The sequence below is a fragment of the Desulfuromonas sp. genome, from assembly GCA_002869615.1.
Lineage (GTDB): Bacteria > Desulfobacterota > Desulfuromonadia > Desulfuromonadales > UBA2294 > BM707.
The window spans coordinates 20,362-44,228 of sequence record PKUH01000099.1 but is presented as its reverse complement, the minus strand read 5'-3'; the positions used below and the strand labels follow the sequence as shown (position 1 = coordinate 44,228).

At 53.2% G+C, this 23,867-nt stretch carries 20 protein-coding genes; 13 read left to right on the top strand and 7 right to left on the bottom strand.

The annotated features are described in order from the left end of the window. Nucleotides 1-144 precede the first annotated feature (144 nt). From C0623_10365 to C0623_10335, 7 genes are all read left to right on the top strand, one after another. Complete coding sequence (locus tag C0623_10365) at nt 145-972, top strand: hypothetical protein (GenBank protein PLX99094.1); 828 nt, start codon at nt 145-147, stop codon at nt 970-972. 155 nt (nt 973-1,127) lie between these two features. Next, nucleotides 1,128-3,092 carry a histidine kinase gene (locus C0623_10360; protein PLX99093.1) on the top strand — a complete coding sequence of 655 codons (1,965 nt, stop codon included), beginning with the start codon at nt 1,128-1,130 and terminating at the stop codon, nt 3,090-3,092. After that, nucleotides 3,093-4,460 carry a sigma-54-dependent Fis family transcriptional regulator gene (locus C0623_10355; protein ID PLX99092.1) on the top strand — a complete coding sequence of 456 codons (1,368 nt, stop codon included), beginning with the start codon at nt 3,093-3,095 and terminating at the stop codon, nt 4,458-4,460. A gap of 295 nt (nt 4,461-4,755) precedes the next feature. Continuing rightward, complete coding sequence (locus C0623_10350; GenBank protein PLX99091.1) at nt 4,756-5,517, top strand: hypothetical protein; 762 nt, start codon at nt 4,756-4,758, stop codon at nt 5,515-5,517. 27 nt (nt 5,518-5,544) lie between these two features. Further along, nucleotides 5,545-5,916 (top strand): hypothetical protein, encoded by a 372-nt coding sequence (locus tag C0623_10345; protein PLX99090.1) that lies wholly within the window; start codon nt 5,545-5,547, stop codon nt 5,914-5,916. After that, nucleotides 5,855-6,439: an N-acetyltransferase gene (locus tag C0623_10340; protein PLX99089.1), complete on the top strand. Its 585-nt coding sequence runs from the start codon at nt 5,855-5,857 to the stop codon at nt 6,437-6,439. Before C0623_10345 ends, C0623_10340 begins: the two co-directional genes overlap by 62 nt. A gap of 213 nt (nt 6,440-6,652) precedes the next feature. Next, nucleotides 6,653-6,865, top strand: a complete 213-nt coding sequence (locus C0623_10335; GenBank protein ID PLX99088.1) for a hypothetical protein — start codon at nt 6,653-6,655, stop codon at nt 6,863-6,865. A 173-nt stretch (nt 6,866-7,038) separates the two neighbouring features. Here the strand turns inward: C0623_10335 and C0623_10330 are convergent, their stop codons facing one another. From C0623_10330 to C0623_10315, 4 genes are all read right to left on the bottom strand, one after another. After that, complete coding sequence (locus C0623_10330; protein ID PLX99087.1) at nt 7,039-10,953, bottom strand: hypothetical protein; 3,915 nt, start codon at nt 10,951-10,953, stop codon at nt 7,039-7,041. After that, the gene (locus C0623_10325) at nt 10,947-12,731 is read right to left on the bottom strand and encodes an outer membrane protein assembly factor (protein PLX99086.1); all 1,785 of its coding nucleotides are present in this window, start codon (nt 12,729-12,731) and stop codon (nt 10,947-10,949) included. The genes C0623_10330 and C0623_10325 overlap by 7 nt, the downstream gene beginning before the upstream one ends. 364 nt (nt 12,732-13,095) lie before the next feature. Further along, on the bottom strand, nt 13,096-14,451 hold the full coding sequence (locus C0623_10320) for an MFS transporter (protein PLX99131.1): 1,356 nt from the start codon (nt 14,449-14,451) through the stop codon (nt 13,096-13,098). A gap of 508 nt (nt 14,452-14,959) precedes the next feature. Then, nucleotides 14,960-15,520, bottom strand: a complete 561-nt coding sequence (locus C0623_10315; protein ID PLX99085.1) for an elongation factor P — start codon at nt 15,518-15,520, stop codon at nt 14,960-14,962. A 358-nt stretch (nt 15,521-15,878) separates the two neighbouring features. Between C0623_10315 and efp the strand changes: the two genes are divergently transcribed. The 6 genes from efp (at nt 15,879) to C0623_10285 (ending at nt 21,282) form a co-directional block, all read left to right on the top strand. Further along, entirely contained in the window at nt 15,879-16,442 is a 564-nt protein-coding gene (gene efp, locus C0623_10310) for an elongation factor P (protein ID PLX99084.1), read from the top strand. Nucleotides 16,443-16,604: 162 nt separating this feature from the next. Next, nucleotides 16,605-17,516 carry an EF-P lysine aminoacylase GenX gene (locus C0623_10305; protein ID PLX99083.1) on the top strand — a complete coding sequence of 304 codons (912 nt, stop codon included), beginning with the start codon at nt 16,605-16,607 and terminating at the stop codon, nt 17,514-17,516. Nucleotides 17,517-17,808: 292 nt separating this feature from the next. Next, nucleotides 17,809-18,108 (top strand): hypothetical protein, encoded by a 300-nt coding sequence (locus C0623_10300; GenBank protein PLX99082.1) that lies wholly within the window; start codon nt 17,809-17,811, stop codon nt 18,106-18,108. Nucleotides 18,109-18,123: 15 nt separating this feature from the next. After that, the gene (locus C0623_10295; GenBank protein PLX99081.1) at nt 18,124-18,675 is read left to right on the top strand and encodes a hypothetical protein; all 552 of its coding nucleotides are present in this window, start codon (nt 18,124-18,126) and stop codon (nt 18,673-18,675) included. Between the two features lie 119 nt (nt 18,676-18,794). Next, nucleotides 18,795-20,696 (top strand): hypothetical protein, encoded by a 1,902-nt coding sequence (locus C0623_10290; GenBank protein ID PLX99080.1) that lies wholly within the window; start codon nt 18,795-18,797, stop codon nt 20,694-20,696. A 28-nt stretch (nt 20,697-20,724) separates the two neighbouring features. Beyond that, nucleotides 20,725-21,282, top strand: a complete 558-nt coding sequence (locus C0623_10285; protein ID PLX99079.1) for a hypothetical protein — start codon at nt 20,725-20,727, stop codon at nt 21,280-21,282. Here C0623_10285 and C0623_10280 read toward each other — a convergent pair whose 3' ends face one another. The 3 genes from C0623_10280 to C0623_10270 are packed head-to-tail and all read right to left on the bottom strand — an operon-like array spanning nt 21,283 to nt 23,849. Next, nucleotides 21,283-21,747: a GNAT family N-acetyltransferase gene (locus C0623_10280; protein PLX99078.1), complete on the bottom strand. Its 465-nt coding sequence runs from the start codon at nt 21,745-21,747 to the stop codon at nt 21,283-21,285. It lies immediately after the preceding gene. Next, nucleotides 21,744-22,802 carry a threonine aldolase gene (locus C0623_10275; GenBank protein PLX99077.1) on the bottom strand — a complete coding sequence of 353 codons (1,059 nt, stop codon included), beginning with the start codon at nt 22,800-22,802 and terminating at the stop codon, nt 21,744-21,746. The genes C0623_10280 and C0623_10275 overlap by 4 nt, the downstream gene beginning before the upstream one ends. Next, nucleotides 22,803-23,849 carry a lysine 2,3-aminomutase gene (locus tag C0623_10270; GenBank protein ID PLX99076.1) on the bottom strand — a complete coding sequence of 349 codons (1,047 nt, stop codon included), beginning with the start codon at nt 23,847-23,849 and terminating at the stop codon, nt 22,803-22,805. Nucleotides 23,850-23,867 lie beyond the last annotated feature (18 nt).

The following is a 23,867-nucleotide window of genomic DNA, read 5'->3' as shown; positions in this document are numbered from 1 at the left end:
CCTGTCCGGAATGATCCTTTAAAATTGATTCTAACAGATGCGGAGTTCGGTCGGAAATCCTTTCCCCTTTCCGCATCCGGAAACCTGCGTTATAATGAACGTGATCAACAAGCAATGACATTAACAGTATCGGGGGAATCGACCATGCGTTTTTTCATTATATTCTGCCTTCTCGCTACACTGCTCGTTCCAACCGCAGCTTGCTCCAGAACCGAACTAATTGAAGCGGTTTCAAAGCATTATGCCTCCCAGCATCCAGGCCTTGATTCCTACCGGGTTGATCTGAAAACCAATAAACTTGACGAAATGCTGGCGCGGATGACCGGGAACATGCCAAAAGATATCCCGCGACCGGAAGCACCTGATTTGATGAAGTTCTGGAACCGAAAATCCGGAATCTATATCCGCTCAAAAACAGTTACCGCATTCCCGTATATGGAACAGATGATCAACCGCTTCTCACAACGATTTGCCATCGAGCTCGGTTCCCTCTTTCTGCCAATCGACAAAACCGAAATCCGGCAGGCGCTTTTGAAAAAAGCATCCGTGAAAAGTGCTGAAGCACAGATCGCCGACTCCACCATCTATCACTTCGATATTGAATTCGATGAACCGACCGACCTCGACGGGGCTTTCTACGGAGCAGACCTCGACCTGCCGCAAAGAGAGATCGAAAAACTGGCGTTAGACATTGATCCGGATCAATTGATACTGATTCATATCGACATCGCTGCCCGTGAACAAAGCCCTCTTTCCGTTGAAATCCGCCATCTTGATGCCGAGGGGAACATGCTGCCGCAAGAGGTCTCAATCACATCGCCCGACGGCAGCATCGATGAGCAGTTGACCACCGAATTCACCAAAGTTGAAAATTACTACCTGCCGAGCAAGCAGGCCCGGAATATCCACCGCCCCGGTCTCGATGAACAACTTGTTGTTGAATTCTACAATTACGTGCTGAACCCCGAGTGACCCGGCAGCTGAACCTGAAGTCCATCACGGGAGAAGGGAATCCCCTTCTCCCGCCATCTCTCATTAACCACAATTTCGCATAAAATTAGAAATCTTGCATTTTTGCAATTCTGCAAAGATAATCTGGTCAAATTTTATCCTGCAGGGTTGCATCTATGGCACGTCATTTTTTCAAATTTGTCAACAATCTCCGCATCCGCTGGAAAATGATGGTCATGGTTTTGCCCCTGGTCCTGATTCCGATCATGATGGTCGGTGCCATTGTCGGTTACATTGGCCATCAGCAGGCCCGGCGCGGTATCACCCAGACCAGCATGGATGATCTTGACCATCTTGCCAATTTCAGTATCGACCTGCTTGATGCCCACTACCAGCAGTACCATCTCTACCGTCAGGATAAAAAAGCCGCTGCCGAGCAGGAACTCAGGAACCTGACCAATCTTGCCTACAGTCTCGTTGAAGCCGAGCACCACCAGCATCTTTCCGGTGATCTCGACCTGGTCAGCGCAAAAAAGGCGGCCCGGCGGGTCTTGAAACGGGTTCAGGTCGGCGAAAGCGGTTATATATATGCGATGAAAAGCGACGGGACCCTGACCGTACATATCGCCCGCGAAGGGGAAAACATCTTCAAGGAACAGGATGATGACGGCGAGTACTTTATCCGGAAAATGAGTGAAAATGCGCGCCGGGCTGAACCCGGAAAGGTTATGACCACCATCTATCCGTGGCGGAATCGGGAACTTGGGGATATTGAACCACGGATGAAGATGGTTGCTTATCGCTACTTTGAGCCGTGGGACTGGATCATCGCCACCGGCGGTTATATCGACGAAACATACGAAAATCAGGAATTTGAAAAACGGGCCTTTGCTGAACTGAAACGGAAAATCAAGGCCAAGAAAGTCGGCCAGACCGGCTATATCTACTGCCTCGACCGCAAAGGCAACCTGACCATTCATCCCGATGCCGAAGGGGAAAACATTCTCGACGTCGTCGATTCCAATGGGCGTCAATTCGTCCGCGCCATGGTTGAGAAGACCTCGGGATGGATCCGCTACGACTGGAAGAATTCATCCGACCCCCGCCCGCGCCGGAAAATAGTCCGCTATCTTCACTTTGAGCCATGGGACTGGATTGTCGCCGTCGGCTCGTATGAAGATGAGTTCTATGCCGAGGCCAACCTGATCAAGGGACGTATTCTCTCGAGCATGGCAATTATATCGCTTTTCACAGCCCTGATCGCGGCCTTTATGGTTTTTCTTGCTGCCAAGGTTCTTACCGATCCAATACGCCACATGACTGCAGTCGTGCGCAACGTCCGCAAGGGGAATTTCAGACAAAGAATGGTAGTCAATTCCCAGGATGAACTCGGCGAACTCGCTTCGACCTTCAACCGGATGACCCGGATGCTGCGCCGCAACCGGAAACTTGAGGCCGATCTTGCCCAGCAGGGAAAAATGGCGTCCCTCGGGGTCCTCTCGTCCGGCGTCGCCCACGAAATCAACAATCCGCTCGGGGTCATACTCGGCTATGCCGGCTACCTCGAAAAAAAGATGAGCCCGGATGATCAAAGCTATCACTTCATCGGCGAGATTAAACGCGAAAGTAAACGCTGCAAAAAAATTGTCCAGGATCTGCTCAACTACGCCAGAACGCCGCAACCTGAATTCAGGGACGAAAACATCAATGAACTGCTTACACAGATTATCGACTTTGCCGCCAACCACACAGATTTGCGCCGGGTCGAAATCATCCGGCAGTTCGATCCCGACCTGCCGACCGTTCAGGTCGACGCCGACCAGATTCGCCAGGTCGCAATCAATCTGATTCTCAATGCCGGCGGGGCCATGCCGTCCGGCGGTAAGTTGACAATCACGACGACAACTGAAGACACCAGCGCCCTGATCACATTTACAGATACCGGCTGCGGCATCAGGGAAGAAGATCTGGATGAGGTCTTCGAGCCATTCTTTACCACCAAGGAACGTGGTACCGGCCTAGGCCTGGCAATCACCAGACAAATCATTGATCAGCACCAGGGGACAATCGGAATTATCAGCGAGCCAGGACGCGGAACAACCATCAGTATCGAGCTGCCATTCGTACGAGAGGTTATCTAGATGTCGAAAGCCAGAATCATGTTGGTCGATAACGAAGAGGGGCTCTGCCGGATGATGGAGGCCGTGCTGCGGGATTGTGATTACCAGGTCAAAAGCTACACCCGACCGGTTCAGGCGGTCGCTGATTTCACCGCCGGTTCTTACGACCTTGTTATTACCGACATCAAGATGCCGGAAATGGACGGGATTGAACTCCTCAAACATATTCGCGGCCGCGATCCGGAGATTCCGGTCATTGTCATCACCGCTTATGCCACCGTTGAACTGTCGATTCAGGCACTGCGGCAGGGCGCTTACGACATGCTGACCAAGCCGTTTGAACCGGACGAGTTGCTCTACCGGGTCAGAAACGCCCTGCAGCACCAGCAACTGATGGATGAAAACCGGGAATTGAAGGAAGAGTTGTCAGGTCGCTTCTGCTTCGAAAATATCGTCGGGACATCGGAAGCATTACAGCATTTGCTGGCCAAGGTTGCCAAGGTCGCGGTGCGCGACACGGCCGCCCTGATCACCGGAGAATCAGGAACCGGCAAGGAGCTGATCGCCCAGGCGATTCATTACAACTCGCCGCGGGCCAATGGCCGGTTCGTTGCTCTGAATTGCGGTGCCCTGCCGGAAAACATCCTCGAGAGTGAACTGTTCGGCTACCGCAAGGGGGCATTTACCGGCGCCACTGAAAACCGGCGGGGCCTGCTCGAAGAAGCAAACGGCGGCACCCTGTTCCTCGACGAAGTCGGCAACCTGCCGTTGAACGTCCAGATGACTCTGCTCCGCTTTCTGCAGGAGCATGAATTTCTCCGGGTCGGCGATCGCGAACCGACCCGGGTTGACGCCAGAATTCTTTCGGCAACCAATGCCGATCTGAAAGAAGCGGTCAAGAATGGCAGCTTCCGTGAAGACCTCTACTACCGCCTGAACGTCATCAACCTTCATCTGCCGCCACTTCGTGACCGGCCGGAAGACATCCCGCTGCTGATCAACCGCTTCGTCAATGAGCAGAATGAAAAGTTCGAAACCGAGGTCAAGGGACTTACACCGGAAGCGACATCAGCCGCAAAAAACTACCCCTGGCCCGGCAATATCCGACAGCTGAAGAATGTCATTGAAGCTGCCATGACCCTGACCACCGAAACCTATATCGGCCTGCCGGTACTCGGACAACTGATTGAGGTCGATGGCGATTATGTAGCGATCAATGAAAGCGATTACGCGACGGCCCTGGCCCGATTTGAAACCGATTACCTGAATCGACTGCTGCGCAAACACGGGAACAACGTTGAGGCAGCCGCCGCCGAAGCCGGCATGAACATGGCAACGATCTATCGAAAAATCAAAAAAAGAGAGATCGACAAAAAAAAGATCACCTGAATTTCTTGCAGATATGCAAAAAAGTTGCTTGCAAATCTGCAAAATTGCAAAGCAAGCAGAAACGTGGCAACAAGCCTTATCCAGCGAGTTTCACCCGGATTGTCCTTTCGTCCTGCCACAGCCGCCACGGCTCTTTGCACTCCTGCGAAAACCAGCTTTTTCGAACCGGCCGGTTCCCCTTCAACAACCCGATTTCTGCGTTATTTCTTAACTTAAATCAGCTGTTTTTGGTACGCCATTTGCTGAACATAAGTACGAAGAAGAGCCGAAGCAACATAAGCCCGGAGGTAGCACTATGGCAACTCAAACGGTCTGTCCCTATTACGCCCGCAATGAAGAGAGCTGTGATGTCGGTTGCGGATATATCTCGTCACACGATGCCAGCATGATCAGCCGATATTGCTCGACCGATTTCAATTCATGTATCAAATACCGCGAATTACAACACAGTCCGGACAACCGGGACGGGTCACCAACCGATCTGCCGATGGCAGCAGCCCCTGGTCGTGAAAACCGGAATATCGCTCTTGGTCTGAGTGGCGGCGGAATCGCAATTCTGCTCTATATATTCTGTAAAATCGGTCTTTTTTCAACAGATATCAGAATACCGGCGCTGGCATTGATCGGAGCAGCAATCATGCAGATGCTCGCCGGTACTGCTGCCCTCAGGGAAAAATCGATCCGGGCGCTCATGTTTATCGGCGGCGGCCTTTTCTGGACCTCGATGCTGGCCCTCGAAATTCTCCCGGCGGCCGGTTTTGGAACGGCAACAGCGGCAATCCCGATGTCCGGATATCTTGTCCTTTGGGGCTTTTTCGGCTTGATCCCGGCCCAGGCCGGCACTCAGATCAGCCGCATCTGCCGCCATTTTTACACCCTTGGAGCAGTATTCCTGTTTATGCTGGCGGCTCTGCCGCTGTTTCCGAAAGTCCTGCATCTTATGGTTTATGGTACCGGTATAATGACCGGCATTTGCGGAGTCTGGGCCGGAGGGCAATATCTGTTGAAAGCCGCGTCAACGGTCTCAGCGCTTGACAGAAAACAGGCAAAAACGTAATCTGCGAACAGGTTCCGGAGTATTCTTATGCATGCAAATCTGAGTCGACAAATAACCCTGCTCGGGTTAGGAGCGATGCTTTTTTACGGAGCGTTGTTTGCCAGTGGCCAGGTTTCCGTTGAAATTCTGCCGCAATTTGCCGTCTCGGCGATATTCTTTCTTTTCTCCGGAAAGATTATGCGCCAGATCGCAAGCCGTCTGCCGGAAAAAGAGCAAAAGCAAAAAGAAGAACCCGAAATTGACTGGACGTTTCGGACAAATGTTCTCAACTGGGTTTCGGCCAGTCTGATCATTTCAATCATGGTCATTGTTCTGGTCAAGCCGGCAGATACCACATATGCCAATCTCACCCATTTTCCTTCAGAAGACTACAACGACCCGATTGTTCACGGCCCGTAAACGATCCATTCCCGCTATGACCGAAAGTTCAACGGAGATCCGCATTGCTGTCGAAACCGATTGGCCCCGTATCGTCGAGATTTACAATCAGGCAATCGATGACGGCTACTGTACGGCCGACATGGAACATATCAGCATCGACAGCCGCCGCGACTGGTTCGAACTGCACACAGAAACCGAATATCCCATTCATGTGATTATCAGCAACGGAGAAGTCGCCGGCTGGAGCAGCCTGAGTCCGTTTCGTCACGGTCGCAGAGCGCTGGCCAAAACAATCGAAATCAGTTATTATCTCGACCGCGAGCAGCGCGGTCTCGGCCTCGGTAAAGAACTGATGACCGCTACCATCAATGCGGCCCGCGCCCTTGACCATCAGCATTTGTTCGCCATTCTGCTCGAGATGAATTCGGTCAGCATCGGGCTTCTGGAAAAATTCGGTTTTACGCGGTGGGGACATATGCCCGATGTCGCTGATTTCGGAAGCAAAAGATCGGGACTTTTGATTTACGGCCGCAAGATCTGAACGTTGTTCTGATTACCAGATTCTTCCCGCCCCCCTCAATTCATTCGCCAATATTCTTCTCCCCGTGCCAGATTCACGTTGACCAGAAAACGGCTTTGAAAAAAATATCAACAGCAAAGATGAAAACCGAAATAACAGGCTAAAAAATATTTTTCCTGTCAACCGGGATCGTTCTGCTCCGTCAGAAGAACAAGAAATCAACAAGGAGCTTCGATGCAGCGAAAAAATAGAAAGCAGGTTCACATCTGCGGGACAAGCCTGGCAATCAGCGGCGACCCGGAACAGGACTGGTTTATTGGCAACTCTCCTGGGCATGATGCCCTTGGCGCCGAGGGACCATGGGATGAATGGGTCCGGCTCGCCAGGGCAATCCTCGCTGAAGAGAAAAGCAGGAGCCTGCTTGCGAAGAGAGATCCGAAACCATAAAAATAGTCCCGAACGGTAACCTTCCTCCCAAACTGGTTACCGTCTTCGCTCCCTGACACCCCCGGTCGGGGAGCTTTTTTATATCCAGCCAGAAAAAACGGCCAATGTTCGGACCAGCAACCGGCTTCCGCTCTGATCTACGGGCGAAAAACCTGAACGACAGCAACAGCTGACTAATTGAAATCGAACCGGTAGTAAATATCGGCGCCGCTCTCCTCACCTATGTTGGACTGCAGCTCCCAATGTTCGGAGAGATTGTAACGCAACCGCAGCTCGTTGGTTTGATTAAACACCGAATAACCGAGGCTGACGTAAAGACCGGGTTCCAGGTATTTCCCGATGGTTACAACCGATTCGTTGATATCCCCCTCGCCGGTATTGACCTGGATGACGTCGATACCGAGGCGCCGCTGCAAGGCGTCCTGAAAAGCGACCGATTCGCCCCGGGAGAGCAGAGCCGTCGCCGCCAACATAAAAGCATCGGTCTGACCACCTTCTTCGTCAAGAGGACGTCCGAGAATGATATAGGACAGGATATCGGTATCCGGCATGGCCGGCTCCGAATAGAGTTTAACCAGAGGCTGGCGGGGAGTTCCGGTAACCTTGACCCCGGCCTTGACCTCGCCGATTGTTTTATACGCCAGAATATTGAGGGTCGGCCGTTGAATCGGTCCACCCGCGAACAGAAGCTGCCCCCTGTGAATCGGCAGGCGCAAGCCGTAGCTCGAATAGGTCCCCTGCTCGACCATTATCTGACCGCTGGCAAAGACCTGGTTCAGTTTTTCAATATTCAGTGTCACTTCACCACCCAGGCGGGCATCGACGCCGGCCGTATCGACCACGACTTCGTCACCCAGTTCGATTCGAATCCGCGCATCGAGCCGTAAAGGCAGCACGCGTTCTGTCGTTTCCGATTTTTTAACCACGACAACATCGGGACTGGGACTGACCGGCATCTGCCCGGGTGCATTGATGCTGCTTAAGCGCATCCGGGGGACCAGGATGCCGCCCCGGATTTCCAGCTTGCCGGCGGCGCCTTCTCCCTGCAGGTCAGGAGTGGCAAACAACTCGAGTTCCGGCAGTCGTACCAGCGGCATGGCCACGCCCTTGACGCTCCACTTCTGCTCCGTCAGTTTCCAGCCAGAAAACCGGAAACGTCCTTCGCCAAACAGGTTCCCATCTCCGGAGGCGAGAGACAATTTTCCAACGTTAATCTCGTCATCGACAAGAGTGGAGTGAAATTCGATCTGGTCGAGCCGGATGCCAAGGGCCGGGATCGATGCTGAAGCCTCGGTGAGGGCGAACCGGCCATTAAGAGACGGTTTTGCAGGTGTTCCGGCGAGGTCGACTGCCATCGTTAACTTTCCGTCTGTCTGCTCGACCATTCCGGGAAGGAAGTAGCTGAGCAGACCGCTTTCCCGCGCGTCCAGTGCAAGATATCCGCCCCAGGAACTATCGCCCTTGAATGGAAAAGGAAAGCGACTTGAAAGAGGCAGAAGCAGATCCGATTCAAGACGCCCCTGCCGTGAAAGGTCAAGGCCCGAGTCGACCGAAAGTTTATTGTTCTGCCATTTTCCATCGAGATAACCGGTCAGGTTTGAGGCAGTCATGGTGCCAACCTGGTCACGCCACCCAACCTGACCCTCTTCAATTTGACTGCTCCAGTCAAGCATGACCTCGCCGCCATTCTTCCAGGTACCGAACGCTTCTCCCTCCCAGGAGCCGGCCATTGCCATCTTCGGCGGCAGCCAGGTCCCTGCATGTATCAGCGGCAAATCGATCCAGTCGAATTGAAACTTGCCCTGTTCCGGCAGATTCCAGTACGGGGTGGCGAAAGAGGAAACGTTCAGATGCAGTTCACCTCCTTCGGAAAAAATCGTCGTCTGGTTCAATCGCAGACCATCCCGGTTCCAGTCTCCGGATACCTGGATTTTCGAGTCGACAAGTTCGAGCTCCTGCCATTTGAGATCAAGGCCGAATATTGCCTCAACACTGGCGTTTACCAGAACTCCTGCGTCAACGGAAGTGCGCATATCGCCGCTACCGACACCGGTCATCTGCATCGGCAGCCAGGGATTGAACCGGGCCAGTTGCAAATCATTCCAGGACAAACGTGCAGTTCCGGTTATCGGATCCATGGTGAAATCAGTCCGGACTTCCACCCTCTCGTTACGGTCGCTTTCGAGCTGCACCGGGGATACGCGAAAGATCCTCCGTCCTGCCTCCAGTTCGACCGGACCTCGCAGAGTCAGGACACCGGCCTCCTGTTCCGATACCTGCAGACTGCTGATGTCACCTTGCCAAATTCCGTCCCGCCACCCTCCTGTGGCGCTCGAATCCAACTCGCCGCTGGCCCAGTCGAGAGCCATCGTTAGACGATGCTGCGCCGGAGAGCCCGTGAAACCGAGATCAATCCGGTCAATGTTTTTTTGCCGATAGTTCAAAGCTCTGCCTGTGATGGCAAACTCGATATTTTGCAACCAACCATCCATACCGCCGCTGAACTCGATTTGGTCGAGGGTGGCTCCGTACGCAGCCACGTCCTGCAAATCTCCCTGTACGAAAGCTGCGGCATAACCTGACTTCCATTGAAGCCGGCCAGCGGCGGTGAGTACGCCATCGGTTTTCGGCCACCAACTGGAAAGACGGGCGATCTGAAGATTGAAATCTACTTGTTCGGCCAGAAGCCCGGCGGCCTCGAGATCCAAACCATCACCACGTATCCGCAGCGTTTCGATATCGACACGCTCAAGGTTTCCACCGGCCGCCAGTTCGCCGGACAGGTTGTTCGCCTGCCACTCACTCGGAAGGATGTCGAGGTTCATTTTCCAGCTGGAATCATCCCCGAGCATCAACCAGTTTCCACTGAAGTTTCCGTTGAGGTTCGAGTCAATATCAGGCAAAAAATGATTAACATCGATCCCGCGGAGTTGCACAGCGGCGACAGAATGAAAAGTGGTCTGCCAGTTAACTTCGGCCGTTCCGGCGAGCGTACCCTGCAGAATTTCGCCGCTCAGTTCGGTCAAGTCGACTCCCTGCCGGTTGCCGGAAAAGGCTCCGGCCAACGCCCCGAATTGCCATTCCGGATTGAGCCGGGTCAAGGCAAAACGACCTGCATATTTTTCGGGTCTTCCCGCAAGATTCAGGTTTCCGTCAAGCCGGAGCGGTATATTCCATTCATCCAGTTCAATATTCCGAAAACCGAGGCGTCCAGACCAGGTGTATGGACCCTTTGGCCAACTCAAGTTGCCATCTATTTTGAGTTCGCCCGGCCGGCCGGGACGGCTTGCAATCAGGTTTTCTACCCTGAGTCGTTCTGATGAAAACAGGAGTTGCGCGTCAACCCTGCCCAGTAATTCCGATTGTCCGACGAGATCGAGCATGCCGATGGCTCGAACCTGATCGTTATCATCCGGAGAAAACCGCCACTGCGTCTCTACTTTTTCCAGTCCATACCGGACTTGCGCAAGCTGCCCGACAAACTGGAATGCTCCCTCGAAGGTTTCCATGTCGAGTGAGAAATCGGCTTGGGCCGAACCGAAACCGGTTCGCAGCTTTTCAAGCTTTAGCTTTAGCCACTTATCCGACCAGTCAGCAGATGCCTGCAGATCATCCAACCTGAAGATTTCCTGCCCCGACCGACGAATTAATATATCCTCAACTATCAAGCTCTCGGCATGAACATCGAGCCATCCGAGCCAACCGGGAAAGGTGTCCTGGTATAGTTGCAGATTTGTCAAAAAAAACGTGCCGTCTTCCGGCTCAATATCATCGGTTGAAATTACAATGTCCATTCCGTGCAGGGCGATTTCCGCCCAATGAAGAGAACCTTTGAAGAGGCCAAGAGGATACATCTGCCACTCCATACTCCGGAGGTGGACCGTTCTGTCCGCCATCACGACTTTGAGATCTTCGATGGCCAGCGTACCGGCAATCGGCCCCCGGACCTCGACGCTTTCGACACCTGGCAGCTGCCCGATTAACCATCTGGCACCTGTACTCGTTCCGAAAAGCCAGACGGTTGCGACAAAGACCAGGACAAGAGGGCTCAGGATCGAGAGTATGATTTTCAGGCGCCTTTTCACCATGCAAACCCCACACTTAAATGAAGGCGGTAAGATGGATCGGTTACGCTCAGTTGGCGCGCAACATCAATCTTGATCGGACCGATCAGAGTATACCAATGCAGCCCGATTCCGGCTGCCCGGGCCAGTTCATAATCGGAGAGAGTATTGAAGGCGTTGCCGGTATCGTAAAAAACAGCCAATCCCCATTTCTCGGCAACGGCACGTTCGAGCTCGATACCTCCAATGAGCAAATGCTTGCCGCCGACGACGTTTCCGGCGTTATCGACCGGGCCGAGGCTCTGATAGGCAAACCCGCGAACGCTCCGGTCCCCGCCGGTGAAGAAACGGAGCGAAGCCGGAATATCCTCGAATTCGTCCTCCTGCCGTGTCGTTGCCCCTTTGCCGCGCAAAAAAACGGAAACCCGTCCCGGCAAGGGAATCAGGACATTGGCTTCGCCGAGAATCTGCAGCAGGCTTGTATCGGACAAGTAATTTTTGCGGGTTCCGCGAATTTCCAGGCCGAGATGATATCCTTTTAACGGTCGGGTCGGCGATTCATAGGTCCTTTGACTCCAGCGGAGTCCGGGAATCAACAGTTGCGATGTTTCATCAGTCAGCCCGACTTCGTAACTCTCCCGTTGCAAACGAGCATAAAGCGAAAGCCTTTTGCCGCGGCCAAAACTCTGGACCAGTTCCGCTTCAGTAAATAGAATACGGCTGATATAGCTATCGGTTTTTTCCCGATCAAAGCCTCCCTTGATCACGGTAGAACTATGGATGTCCCGGTAGTGAGGGAACATATAGGAAAAATCGATTGATTGCCGTACCTCGGCAATAATCAGATCGGTATCAAACCTGTGTCCGATTTGCCATGCGTTGATATCGCGATAAAGCAGGGAAAAACGGGCGCCGGTATCGGTGCCGTAGCCGACCCCTGGCCGCAAGGTCCGGCGGGCTTTCGGTTTGAGCAGTATTTCGATCGGAACCCGTGATTCATCAGCTGTTTCGATGCGCGGAAAGATGGCGACATTCTGGAAAAGGTCCGAGTCAATCAATCGGGAATGGGTCCGCCCCAGAGCGGCATAAGTGAACACATCACCCGACTTGAAAGTAAGGTAACGCTGCAGAAACCGTTCGGGATAAGCTGAATCAGCCGGGAAAACAATCCGCCCGAAACGGTATCTCGGACCAGTATCGAGTGTCAGAGACAATCTCGCCCGGTCGATCTCCGGGTCAACTGTAATAATGTGGGTCGTAAATTTTGCCTTGATATAACCGAGGTCGACCGCTGCGTCCGCAAGCTGGCTTTTGCCCTTTTCGTAAAGATCATGCCGCAGAACATCACCTTCAACCAGGGGGAACGATTCCTTCACATACTGCTGCAATACTTTCTCGTCACGGCCTGGTCCGGTCAGTTCGATAGAAACATCTTCGAGGTTCGTCGGTGGACCCGGCTGAACCAGGGCCCGCAGCAGAAAATGTTGGCCCGGTCCTTCTTCAAGATGGGCATCCACTTCGGCCCGGTAATATCCAAAAGGCTTCAAGGCATCCCGAACTTTTTGCCGCGCCTGCCGAACATAACGTCGCAACCAGAGATGATTGATCTGACCGTCCCTGACCAGCCCCCGCGGGATCGCCAGCGCAGCCTCGACATTTTCACGCAACTCACCTTCAACCCCGGAAACAACAAGAACCAGGCTTGCTTCGGCAGCCGCTACTGACTTCTGTTGACTGATACAGGTTACGACCAACATTAAGAACAGGATCGACAAGCGTATACAAAAAAAAATCATTCGCATTGGGGAGATGTTTTTTTACAATTCATCCTCATTTGCAGGCAAAAAGGCCGAGGAAAAACAGAGCGCATTTATAGCCGATTCGACAACATGACTATTTTCCGGATGTTCATACATTCAAGTATAGACGATATCTCCGTGCTGCAAACCATATCCAGGCTCTTTTTATCTGGAAAAGTTTTCGAAAAGCCCAGTCATTACAAAATATTGAAAAATTGCACAGACCGGATTTATCATGGATCGCAATTAACATTTTGCCGCGTCAGGCTGCCTGTTCTCATTTCGGCACAACAAAAAAAGCCCCGCCAGTGGCGGGGCCTGAATCAGTATCCCGGCACAGGGATACGTCTGAGAGGTAATTTTCGGATTATTCGATGCCGGCTTTCTGGAGGACCATATCCTCTTCTTCAACCGGGTCGGTTGCCGGAACCGGTTCGATAGCCTTGGCCGGCCGCAGCGAACTGGCCATCATCGCGCCGACCAGCAGCATGACGCCGGCAACGGCAAACGACATGGTGAAGTCACCGGTCCGGACTTTCAGCACTTCGGCAACACGGACCAGGACGAAAGCACCAACGCCCCAGGCGCTGAACAGGATTCCGTAATTCATACCGAAATGCTTCATGCCCCACATATCCTTGACAAAGCTCGGGAACAGGGAAAGGTTGGTGCCGTAGTTAAAGACCATGAAGGTGACCAGCAACACAACAACAATCGGGTTGGCATCACCCTTGAGTCCCGGAATAGCGGCAAACATCAGGGCGGCCTGGAATACCAGCATGATCGTCAGGGTATTGGCGCGACCGATTTTGTCGGAGACGACCCCGGCGACCAGGCGGCCGGCAGCATTACCGACCGACATAATAACAACGACGAGGAAAGCCATCTCACCCATACTCGCCTTGGCCAGGCCCTTGGCACTACCGATAACCATCAGGCCGGCACCGGCACCGATAAAGAAGCAGAGCCAGAGAGTATAAAAGGAGCCGGTTTTCAACAGTTGCGAGGGGCTGAGGTCTTCGGAATTCTCGACCTTGACAGCAGGCTTGTCAAGCGGGGTATCAACCAGGTTCGGCACATAGCCCTGCGGCGGATTGGAGACGAACAGAGCAAACAGGCTGACGATCGCCATAAAACCGAAGCCGAAAAACATCATCGACTGCTGCAGCCCGTAAGTCCCGAGCAGATATTTGGCGAGCGGAGCGATGTAAACCGAAGCGAGCCCGAAACCGGAGACAACGATCCCGGCAACCAGGCCGGTCATTTTAGGCGGGAACCACTTGAGGGCCGGCGGAGTTGCAGCCGAGTAGCCGAAGCCGATACCGCCACCGGCGAGGATACCGAACCCGAGGATCCAGACCCAGTAATTGGCGCTCTGCGAAATCATAATAAAACCGGCACCGACCATCATGCCGCCGGCGATACAGGTCACGCGCGGACCGAACTTATCCTGAACCTTGCCGGCAACGATCATCGCCACAGCAAAAACCAGGCAGGCCGTCGCATAGGGGTCGTTAATCGAAGAAGGCTCCCAACTGAAGGCGCCGCCGGTGGCAACCGAATCGGCGATTGCCACCTTGAAGATACTCCAGGTATAGAGAATCCCGAGAGCGAGGTTGATCCCGGTACCAGCCAGGGCAACAACCCAGCCACGCATCAATGAATTCTGTGTACTCATGTCTTTCTCCTTTTTATTCAGATAGGAAGTATTCAAGTCCTGCATCATGGTCATTCGCAACCGATAGCTGAGCGGCCATTTCCCATTGATACCGTTGATCCGTGGGCCGCTCTTGTTCGGTTTCTGATTTCGCATGGTCATCATCCTTGATTGCCGATATCAACAGATTGAATTCTGTTGATGATGCATTCTTGTATTGGCAAGCTGCGTACCAGAAAAAGAACAATGTTTTGTATTTAATTTTTCTCTTTAATTTCAGTACTTTATGAATTAGAAACGGGAATTATCCAGGAAGATCGAAATCGGCAGTTTTTGCAGGAATGCAAATCAGAACAAAAGAGAGAGAGACGAAAGCTCATAAAAGCAGGGATTTTGCGGAGTTTGCAGGAATGCAAATAGTGAAAAGCGGATTTTTGCAGGAATGCAAATAGTGAAACAGATGACTATTGAGATAAGTTCGGATTTTATCACATAAACAAAACGCCCCGTGAGGGGCGTTTTGTCCGGAAGTTTGTGCGGTAACATCAGGCTGCAAACGGTTATTTCATCAGACCTAGGCGCGCGAAACAAACCGTCCTTCCCGGGTATCAATCTTCACTTTCTCGCCGGTCTCGAGATAGGCCGGAACCTGGATGACGAGGCCGGTCTCAAGGATCGCCTCCTTGCTCTGGGCCTGGGCGGTCGCCTTCTTAATCACCGGTTCGGTTTCCGAGACAACCAGTTCGACCGTCATCGGCGGCTCGATCGAAACAACCTGACCCGCAAAAACCCCCATGATCACTTCGGCACCATCGAGCAAAAAACCTTTAACCGGACCGTATATATCGTCACCGAGTTCGAACTGTTCATAGCTCTCCATGTCCATGAAGACGCCATGCTCACCATCGGCGTAAAGATACTGGCCTTTACGCTTTTCAAAATCAGCGGGGTCAACCCGTTCACCGGCTTTGAAAGCTTTATCGAGCACCTGGCCGGTCAACAGATTGCGGTACTTTGTCTTGATCAATGTACTGCCGCCCCGGGCCGACGGCGACTGGCTGGTCACTTCGAGGACGAGACAGGGTGCGTTGTCGAGGTCGATCACCTGGCCCCGTTTAAGATCATTTGATGTCATAAGGAATCCTTTCCAAACAGGCTGAAATATCGGCACAATCTAGCATATCAACAGGCTTTGCCAAAGATTTTTCAGTGACATTACAAGCGACATTGTGTATAACTCTCTTGCTTTTAAGCTTTTTTGACAATTCCGACTTATCACCACAATATCAGTCATTCTTGTGAAAAGTTTAGAGCCAATTAAATTGTTGGCCATTGCAACAACCAATCGTTTTATTTGCACCGGCAATTTTCATTTCCAGCAAAGCTTGCGCAGGGCTGTGGCACAAGTCTGATATGACCCGGCAAGTTACAGAACCGGGGTTAAGCATAACGCCACTGCTGATGATCATCGCCAACACCATAAGGAGACAGAAATGTACAGCTGTTCAGACCTCAAGAAGGGCCTGAAAATATTGATCGACGGCGAACCGCACGTCGTCGCCCAGTTCGACTTCACCAAGCCGGGCAAGGGCCAGGCTCTCTACAAGTGCAAGCTCCGCAACATGCTGACCGGCGCCCTGTTCGATCGGACCTACCGTTCCGGCGAATCGTTTGAGCCGGCTTCCCTGACCGAACAGGAGATGCAGTATCTCTACAAGGATGATTCCGGGTACGTGTTCATGGATCAGAAAACCTATGAGCAGGTCTCTCTTAGCGAAGAGGTTCTTGCTGACGACAAGTATTTCCTGGTCGACAACATGGAAGTCAAGGTCCTGATGTTCGGCGAACGCGGCATCGGCATCACCCTGCCGAATTTCGTCAATATGCGTATTACCGATACCGACCCCTGGGTTAAAGGCGACACCGCGGCCGGCAACAACAAGCCGGCAACCATTGAATCGGGCTATACCCTTCAGGTCCCGGGTTTTGTCGAGGAGGGAACGCTGATCCAGATTGATACGCGAACCGGGGAATATGTCACTCGGGTAAAGGAATAAAGAACTTCTTAACGCAAAGACGCGAAGGCGCTAAGAAAGACAAAACCTTGGAAGCTGGTTGGGTTTTAAACCCGAAACAAGATTTTTTGAATTTGATTCTCTTTGCGGCGTAAGCTTGCGCCATTGCGTTAAAAAGGTTTTTTCGAATGGTTGAAGTCCATCATGGTTGATCTCAACTGGGCTCTCGCCCGCAAGCAGGAACTTCTGGCAGAACGGGCCCGGATCATTCAAGCGATCCGGGCCTTTTTCGTCGAAAGCGGCTTTCTCGAAGTCGAGACACCGCACCGGATCAGCGCCAACGCACCGGAGCCGCACATAGATGCGGTCGCTTGCGGAGAACAGTGGCTGCAGACCTCTCCGGAGCTGGCGATGAAACGCCTGCTCGCTGCCGGTTACGGCGATATTTTTCAAATCTGCCGGGTCTGGCGTGAGCATGAACGGGGCGCCCGACACCTGCCGGAATTTACGATGCTCGAGTGGTACCGGCCGCATGCCGATTATCTCAAGTTGATGGACGACTGCGAACAGCTGCTGCTGCGACTCGTCCCGGCGCAAAAAATCATTTGGCAGCAGCAGGAAATTGATCTGGCGCCGCCGTGGCCGCGCCTGACAGTCGATGAAGCATTCAAACGCTATGCGGCCTGTAGCGCGACAGAGGCTTTGCAAGAGAACCGTTTTGAAGAAATCCTGACTGCCGACGTCGAACCGGCCCTCGCCCCGCAACCACTCTTTCTGATCGACTACCCGGCACCATTGGCGGCACTGGCCCGGACCAAACCGGGCAACCCCCAAGTTGCCGAGCGCTGCGAACTCTACATCGGCGGACTGGAACTGGCAAACGGCTTCTCGGAGTTGACCGACCCTGGCGAGCAACGGTCCCGTTTTGAAAAGGATGAAGCGGAACGGCGCCGGACCGGGAAGACGCCAAACCCGTTGCCGGAAAAATTCCTTGAAGAACTATACAATATGCCACAATCAGCCGGCATCGCTCTCGGAATCGATCGCCTGGTGATGTTAATCACCGACAGCAGTGACATCAATGACGTCGTTGCCTTTCCTGATGAATCACTATGACATCAGATGCCCAGGCAAGCCGATGACAACCTTTCACACTTTAAATATTCAAAAAACTGAATATTTATATTGACACTAAAAAGCACGCTGTAATAGCATTGGTAAAATAATTCTACGGGAGTTTATGATGAAAAGAATTCTAACGATTACATCACTACTTTTTCTGATTTTTTCTTCAGTTTCATTTGCCCAGACTTTTGGTGCCGGGCTGTCGCTTGAAAAGACAACTCTGGTTTAGTCAATACTGGAAACACCGGACAATTACCTCGGCAAGAAAGTTCAGGTCAAAGGCATGATCGTTGATGTCTGCGCCTCGCGTGGCTGCTGGATGTACATTGCCGGCGACAAGCCGTTTCAGAAGCTCCGCTTCAAGGTCACCGATGGCGACATGGTCTTTCCGATGACCGCCCGGGGCAAAATGGCAACGGTTGAAGGGATCCTGCAAAAATTCGTCCTGAGCAAAGAGGACGTTATCGCCCGCAAAAAACATCACGCTGAAGAGACCGGCGAAGCTTTCGATCCGGCCACTGTCACATCCGGTGAGACGTTTTATCAACTGCGCGGACTCGGTGCCGAGATTCCAGACCTGTAAGCCGCGGCTGACTCCATGAACTGGCGCAAATGGAATCACGCCCTGCATCGTGATATCGGCTATCTCTGTATCGGGCTGACCCTGATCTATGCCTTGTCCGGCATCGCAGTTAATCACATCCGTGACTGGAATCCGAACTACAAGGTCGTCAAATCGATTACGCAGCTGCCACCAAGCGGGTTCACAGGAGTTATCTCTGAAGACCAGGTTTTACAACTGCTCGGCAAGCTCGGCGAAAAAAGCACCTATGACAATATCTTCCAGAACGACCCGGAGAGCGTTATGGTTTTTGTCGAGGGCCGGGTCATCCAGTATGATTTCCCGAGCGGCAAGGTCGTGCATGAGCGCATCGAACCACGCAGCTTCTGGTATCCGCTGAATTTCCTGCACCTCAACCATCCGAAAAAAGCCTGGACCTGGATGGCTGACCTATACGCCGGGGGAATGATTCTGCTCGCCCTGACCGGGCTGCTGTTGCTACCGAAAGGGAGAATGCGCAAACGGTGCCTGATCCTGACCGCCGCCGGATGCGGTATCCCGATTCTGTTCCTGATGCTTTACTATTGAGTATCTCGTCGCACTTGATGACTTACCCCGCAAAACACCTTTTCTGACTTCTTGTTCACTATCCATTTTACATGTTATAAAGATAACTGTTTTAAATTATCGCGGAGGGGGATGATCGCATGAGCCATCAGCAATTCCATCTTGTTTTTCGTGGCTTTCTGCTGCCGGGATATGAGCGCAGTGAAGTTTGGGAGAAGGTTCAGGCCCTCTGCAAATATGACGATGAAACCATGCATCGTTTTTTCTCCGGCGATCCGTTTATCCTGAAAAAAAATCTCGACCAGGCCACCGCAGCAAAGTACAAGGCGCTACTCGACAAAACCGGTGCCGATTGCGACATCAAGGAGATGCCAGCCCCGCCACCACCGCCGGAACCGGAAATCTTTCGCTGTCCGAAATGCACAACAGAACAGGAGCAGGGGACAACCTGCATTCAATGTGGCGTCATTTTTGAGAAACTCCTTAAACAGCAACAACGAGCAACAGCCGGAGATTCAACTTCCGGTACGAAGGAACAACCCCCGGCTCAATCAGCACCGATCATTACTCCGGGCGATGCGGCCCCACTGCCGCAGAACGCCTCTTTTCTTGAACGTGTGTCAGCCTATTTTTCCGACCACCGGGAAAAAGCGTTTGTCCTCAAGTCTTTCATCCTGATCGGCATCATCCTTGCCCTGAAGAGCACCCTTGCTGACTTCAGGTTCCTGCTATTTCTCGGCTTTCTCTTCGCTCCGCTCCTACTCTCCTGCTATGTCCGCATTATGGCCGCCGAAAGTGGCAGAACATATTTTCAGGTCCTGAAGGAGTACATCACCTTCATGCCGGTCATGTATGCCGAAGGAGAAAAAAAGACCGAAGGGGTGGCAGGCATCACCTATGCGATCATTTTTATCAATATCTTTGTATTTTACGGCATCGAGATGAATGTCGATGTCGAAACCATCAAGGGCTTCGTCTTTCTGCCGCACGAGCCGAACCTGTTTAATGTTCCGGTGAGTGCCTTCACCCACCAGTTTTTGCATGCCGGACAGGGCCACCTCTGGGGAAACATGCTGTTTCTCTGGGCGGTTGGAACTGTCGTTGAAAAACGGATCGGCCATGGCCGTTTTCTGCTTTTTTATATTTTATCCGGACTGGCGTCAGGGCTCCTTTTTGTGCTCATTGTTCGGGTATTTCATGGTGCATCCGGGCACCTGCTCGGTGCATCCGGCGCGATATCGGGAGTGATGGGAATATTCGCAATCCGCTGCTACTTCAAGAGCATGGTTTTTCCATTGCCGATCCTCGGAATTTTTTCGCTGATTCTGCCGATCAGCCTCAAGGTCCGACTCAATTCCCTGGTCATTATCGGCCTCTTTTTCCTCTCCGACCTTTCCGGCGGCATCGGCCAGATCGCCGGGACCAATACTTCCAACATCGGGCATTGGGCTCATATCGGCGGCATGCTCGGCGGGGTGATTCTTGCCATGATGTTTAAACTCGGGGAAGAGGCAATCGATGAACGCCATATGGATATCGGCACTCAGGCAATGGAAACCGGCAAGGTCAATCTTGAGACCGGCGAGGCATCGCTCCGTTATGCATTACAGCGGGATCCGGGGAACGCCGAGGCGATGTTGATGTTGGGGCAGATTAACTCGAAGTACGGCCCGAGTGATGAAGGTGGAGATTTCTACAGCAAGGCTATCAGGATTTTCGCGCACAAGGAACCGCTGAAGGCAGCATTAGCTTTTCGGGAGTACTATAATATCTACTTCAAGGGAACCGACCATCCGACCCTGTTCCGCCTTGCTTCGATTTTCCACAAGGAGAAGGACCTGGAGATGGCGACCCGCTGCCTCGAGATACTTTCAGCCGATGCGACAACGCCGCCGACCATTCGCGAGAAAGCGGTGTTCCAGTGTGCCCGCCTGCTCGAAATCGGTGGCTTTGCCGATTCGGCCAACCGACACTATCAACTTTTTGCCGAACTATTCCCGCAATCACCTATGATGGAGAAAGTTCAGATCAAAATCAGCTGACACCGTTGGCAAAGAAAAGGAGACTGCCATGAAAAGCATTCTGATCTTCCTGTTGATTCTCTTCTGTTCCGGCAATGCCCTGGCTGTTGAAGTGGCCGGCGTCAACATCGCCAGCGAGACCGAGGTCGCCGGAGAGAAGCTGCAATTGAACGGTTACGGCATCCGCAAGAAGTTTGTTTTCGTCAAGGTCTATGTCGGTTCGCTATATACGCCGCAAAAGACAACCCGGGCCAGCCAGGTTCTCGACATGACCGGCAACAAACTGATCCGGATGGATTTCCTCTATAAAAAGGTCGACAAGAAAAAGATTATCGACGCCTTTGCCGAGGGGTTTGAAAAAAACTCGCCGAAACTGGTCGCAACCCCGCCGGTCAGGAAATTCCTCGGCCTCTTCGGCGATGATTTTGTCGCCGGCGACCAGGTCGACCTGATCCTCGGAGCCGATGGCCGGGTCAGGGCAACCCATAACGGCCGGGATCTCGGCTCGATCGAATCAAAAGAGCTCGCGCAGGGGATCCTGTTGATCTATCTCGGCGACCAGCCGGCCGATGTCGACATGAAGAAAGGGATGCTTGGCGGGTCCTGATCAGAGTTCAAGCTCATAGAACTCGGCTCCGGGCAGGGGATTGTGACAGTACGGTTCCACCGGTCGGAAGCCGAGCGATGCATAGAGCGCCCGCGCTTCGGTCATCGTTGCCAATGTATCGAGGCGCATTTTATCATAGCCGAGCTCACAGGCCCGGACAATGATCGCTTCGGCCAGTTTGAGACCGAGACCGTGCCCCCGACCCGCTTCGGCGACATATAGCCGCTTCATCTCGCAGACGCCCTCTTCGAGTTTACGCAAGGCGACACAGCCGAGACATTCGCCCTCTTCTACCGCCAGCAGCAACGCCCCGGTCGGCGGCGCATATTCACCCGGCAACGCAGCGACCTCGGAACTGAATCCCTGGAACTCAAGGTCGATATCGAGCGATGCGGCATAATCACGAAAAATCTGGCGCGCGGCAGCAAGCTGTTCAGGCGTTTCGACATCAACAATCATCGTCATCCCTGCACCAGCTCACGCAGGTCACTGACCAGCTCGGCGATATCCTCTTCCGAGGTTTGCCAGGAGCACATCAGGCGGGCCTCACCGGTGCCGATAAAGGTATAGAAATACCAGCCTCGGGCAAGCACTGATTCAAGCAGATATTCCGGCATCCGGACAAAGACGGCATTGGCCTTAACCGGGTGTACGATTTCAATTCCCGGGATCGAGCTCAGATCCTCGGCCAGTTCACGGGCCATCCGATTGGCGTGAGCGGCATGCCGAAGCAGCGCCCCATCCTTCAACAATCCATACCATGGCGCCGACAGGTATCGCATCTTCGAAGCGAGCTGCCCCGCCTGCTTGCAGCGATAGTCGAACTCTTCGGCCAGGTCGTTATTAAAGAAGACCACGGCTTCACCAACTGCCATCCCGTTTTTTGCGCCACCAAAGGTCAACACGTCGACACCGGCCTGCCAGGTGATCTCTTTCGGTTCGGCATCAAGCGAAGCGACTGCGTTGGCAAAGCGGGCTCCGTCCATATGAACCCTGAGATCGTATTCTTCGGCAATCGCCTTAATCGCCTGCAATTCTTCCGAAATGTAAACACCACCGAGTTCGGTCGCCTGGGTGATCGACAGAACCTTCGGCTTCGGATAATGGATGTCGGCCCGGCGGGTCACGGTATTGGCTACCGCCTCGAGATCAACCTTGCCATCAGCGCCCGGAACCAGAAGAACCTTGGTGCCGTTGGAAAAAAATTCGGGAGCGCCGCATTCGTCGGTCTCGATATGCGCCAGTTCGTGACAGAGGATACTGTGATAGGAACGACAGAGCGAGGCCAGGGCGAGCGAGTTGGCCGCCGTGCCGTTAAAGACAAAGAAGACCTGGCACTCGAAATCAAAAAATTCACGCAAGGCATTACAGGCTTTTTCCGTCCAGAGATCGTCGCCGTAGGAATTCGAGAAGCCGTGATTCGCTTCCTGCATCGCCTGCCAGGCCTCCGGACATATTCCGGCGTAATTATCGCTGGCGAACTGGTTGCGGCGACCATGCTTGTGCAGTGTCGGTTCCATTCAATCTCCTTCGCTCTGTACGGTCACCGAAGTTCCGTCGGGAGCCCGCAAAACCCATTGTCTGTCGCCTCTGGCCAGAACATTTTCCGGTAGCAGTTCGACCTTGCCATGACCGCCGGGTGAATCGACAATATAATGCGGCATGGCCAATCCGGAGACCTGTTGACGCAACTGCCCGATCAAATCAACCCCTCTTGCCAATGATACCCGGAAATGGCCGGTTCCGCGAACCGAATCGAGCTGATGCAGATAATACGGGCGGACCCGTATTTTCAGGAGCTGAAGACAAAGCTGGCTGAGACTTTCAATATCGTCGTTGACCCCTTGCAACAAGACCGTCTGGTTGGCCAGCGGGATCCCGGCATCGGCCAGGCGCCGGCAGGCTTCGACCGCAGCCGGCGTCAGCTCGGCCGGATGGTTGAAATGGGTCGTCAGGTAAATCGGCTGAAACGTCCGGAGCATCGCCGCAAACGACTCGGTGACCCGCTCCGGCAACACCGCCGGCATGCGGGTTGCAATCCGGATGATTTCAACATGTTGAATTCGACGTAGCCGATCGAGAAGCTCCCGGAGCAGGCCATCATTCATCGTCAGGGGGTCGCCGCCGGAGAGAATGACTTCATTAACTTCCGGGTGGTCGGCGACATAGTCGATACCATCCAGGACCTGGCCGAACGACAATGATTGGTCGCGATTGCCCACCCGGCGCTTGCGGGTGCAGAATCGACAATAGGCAGCGCAGCTGTTCGCCGCCAGCAGCAGAACCCGGCCCGGGTAGCGGTGAACAACAGCCGGCACCGGTGACTTTTCCTGCTCCGCCAACGGATCCTCCGACGCCACATCATCGGCCAGTTCGGCCGGATCGGGAACGAACTGCTTCCAGAACGGATGGGTCCGGTCGGCTAAAAGTTCGAGCAGGTAGGGCGTCAGCTGCACCGGGTATTTTTCGGCGACGGCCCTGACGTCACCAACATCGAGATTCAGCCTACTGGCCAGCGACAGCGGCTCGGTGAGGGAAGTCTTGAGTTGTTGTTGCCAGGGTTCCATGGGGATTCAGTTATCAGT